Annotated in this window: 3 protein-coding genes; 2 read left to right on the top strand and 1 reads right to left on the bottom strand. The window is 60.8% G+C overall.

The features are described 5' to 3' along the window. The coding region (locus VJV58_RS21090) for an aminotransferase class I/II-fold pyridoxal phosphate-dependent enzyme (protein WP_324139304.1) at positions 1-563 on the bottom strand (563 nt) is incomplete at its 3' end. A gap of 194 nt (positions 564-757) precedes the next feature. Between VJV58_RS21090 and VJV58_RS21095 the strand changes: the two genes are divergently transcribed. Continuing rightward, positions 758-1,987, top strand: a complete 1,230-nt coding sequence (locus tag VJV58_RS21095) for a glycosyltransferase family 87 protein (protein WP_324139305.1) — start codon at positions 758-760, stop codon at positions 1,985-1,987. Between the two features lie 233 nt (positions 1,988-2,220). After that, complete coding sequence (locus VJV58_RS21100) at positions 2,221-2,874, top strand: glutathione S-transferase family protein (RefSeq protein WP_324139306.1); 654 nt, start codon at positions 2,221-2,223, stop codon at positions 2,872-2,874. Positions 2,875-2,910 lie beyond the last annotated feature (36 nt).

Raw genomic sequence — 2,910 nt, forward strand, 5'->3', positions numbered from 1 at the left:
GCCTTCAGTTCGGCGCGTGTATAGGCGGCGCCGGTCGGGTTCGATGGCGAGCAAAGGATGATCCATTTGGTCTTGGGCGTGATCGCCTTTTCAAGGGCGTCCGGCTGCAGCTTGAAACCTTGCGCGGCCGTGCAGGTCACGGACACCGGTTCACCGCCAGCGAGCGACACCATCTCCGGATAGCTCACCCAATAGGGCGCCGGAATGATGACCTCGTCGCCCGGATTTAACGTCGCCATCAGGGCATTGTACAGCACCTGCTTGCCGCCGGTGCCGACGATGATCTGGTTCGGCTTGTAAGTGAGCCCGTTCTCACGCTGAAACTTGGCTGCGATCGCGTCCTTCAGCTCGGGAATGCCGCCGACATCGGTGTATTTGGTCTTGCCGGCCTCGATCGCACGGATCGCCGCCAGTTTGATGTTGGCCGGCGTGTCAAAATCGGGTTCGCCGGCCCCAAGACCGATGACGTTGCGGCCAGCCGCTTTGAGCGCCCGTGCTTTGTCCGTTACCGCGATAGTCGCGGACGGCTTCACACGATCGAGCGCAGCGGACAGAAACGGCATCATCATCTCCTTGCAGACGTCGCGGACACACCACGTGCCGCTACCGATCCACGACTCTATTTGATGGGATCGGCGCAGTCTAAAACGGGTTACGCTGCGTCGCAAGAAGCTTGGGCCTGAAGCTCCCAGGCTTTAGGGAAGATTAAAAGGCTCCGACCTACAGTCGCGCAACATTCACGAAATTCCGTGGCGAAATGGCTCATATCTGGCAAGGACTGAAATCGGGCGAATGGCTGACCGCCACGCGCGCACGCAGCTACAGCCTGATGCTGCTCGGGTTCTGCGTTATCGCGACGCTCGCGTGGATTGCCTTGTCCGACTCCCTGCTGGATCGCAATGGCAAGCCGCTCGGCACTGATTTTTCCAACGTCTATGCCGCGGGAAAATTGACGTGGCAGGGCCGCGCGGCAGATGCCTATGAGCCCGCATTGCAGCACGCCGCCGAGAAAGCAGTGTTCGGCGGTCGCGAGGTGCCGTTTTTTGGCTGGCACTATCCGCCGTTCTTTTTTGCCATCGCATTCGCGGTCGCCGCGTTTTCCTACGCGTGGGGTCTTGCGATCTGGATCGCGTCCAGCTTCGCAGCATATCTCCTGGTGAACCGCACAATTCTACCGCGTCCGGAGACGCTGCTTGTTACCGCTGCCTTTCCAGCAACGTTCGTTAACATCGGTCACGGCCAGAATGGATTTCTGACTGCCGCCCTGCTCGGCGGCGCGCTGCATCTGCTGGATCGGCGACCGTGGCTTGCCGGCGTGTTGATCGGATGCCTTGCCTACAAGCCGCAATTTGGCGTGCTGATCCCGATCGCGTTGTTGGCTGGAACGAGGTGGAGAACAATCGGCACGGCCACGGGCACGGTGGCGGCGCTGATCGCGCTCAGTCTGCTGACGCTCGGTGGCGATGTTTGGCACGCCTTCGCGGATTCGCTGAAATTCACGCAAGGCGTTGTGCTCGAACAAGGTGACACCGGTTGGGAGAAAATCCAGTCCATCTTCTCGGCGCTCCGGATGTGGGGCGCGACTGTTCACACCGCGTATGCCGTCCAGATCGCGCTTGGGCTCGCGCTCGCCGCAAGCATCGCGTGGTTGTGGCAGAGCGATGCGGCATTCGAATTAAAGGCCGCCGCACTTGCGACCGGAAGCCTGCTCGCTACGCCTTACGTCCTCGACTACGATCTCGTCGTGCTTGCAGTCGCCATCGTTTACTTCACGCGTCACGGCCTGAAGTCCGGCTTCGGCAGTTTCGAAATCAGCCTGCTAGGGGCGGCCTGGGCCGTTCCGCTGCTCTCACGCGGCGTCGCCGGCGTTACCGGCATCCCTCTGGCGCTGCTGGTGCTACTGGCGCTGCACTCTTTTATAGTGCGGCGTGCGCTGTTGGGCGATGCAACATCGGCTGTCACGCCGGACGCAATCGCGCAGGTTTGATTCTATTTGTTCCGCCGTGTGGAAAGGTTTTCTCCGCGATTGCGGTGCGGCAGATGTTTTCGGCCATTTCGATCGCGCGGGACTTGCGACGCATCTTTATCGGCATCATGCTTTAGCCGCGTTGCGGGGCGACAAAGCGATTCTCACAGCGCACGCGCCTTGTCTGATCACTCGACTTTGCCTTCTCCGCCGTCTTTCAACACTTGTCCGTCTCACCAATCGAACGAAGCCGAATGTACAAGCTCTACTCGATGCAAAGCTCCGGCAACAGCTACAAGGTCCGCCTCGCGCTGGCCTTGCTGAATGCACCTTATCAAGCCATCGAGATCGACATCCTGCGCGGCGAGAGCCGGACGCCGGATTTTCTTGCGAAGAATCCGAGCGGCCAGGTGCCGCTTCTGGAAGTCGGCGAAGGACGCTACCTCGCCGAATCCAACGCCATCCTTTGGTACGTGGCCGGGGGCACGCCGCTGGCGCCGGAATCGCGTATCGAACGCGCCGAGGCGCTGCAGTGGATGTTCTTCGAACAGCACGCGCTGGAGCCGAATATTGGCGCAGCTTATTTTTGGCTAGCGCTGGTGAAGGGCGGTCGCGACCTGCAAACGCATGCGCTGGAAGACTGGATGGAGCGCGGCTATGCGGCCCTGCAGGTGATGGAAAATCACCTGAGGACTCGCGAATATTTTGCCACTGGCCGATTCACCGTCGCCGATATTGCGCTGTATGGCTACACGCATGTCGCGGATCGCTGCGACTACGATCTTTCGACCTTTCCGGCCATCCGAAGCTGGCGCCGGCGCGTCGAGCAGACGCCGGGCTTTGTCACCATGGACTGGCGACCGGATGTCGAAGTGGATGATACGCCGGGAATTGCCGCCGAGGCATAAGCCGAGCCTCGCCCCCGAGGCGTAGTTCAACCGCCG

The sequence above is a fragment of the Bradyrhizobium sp. genome, assembly GCF_035273305.1.
Lineage (GTDB): Bacteria > Pseudomonadota > Alphaproteobacteria > Rhizobiales > Xanthobacteraceae > Bradyrhizobium.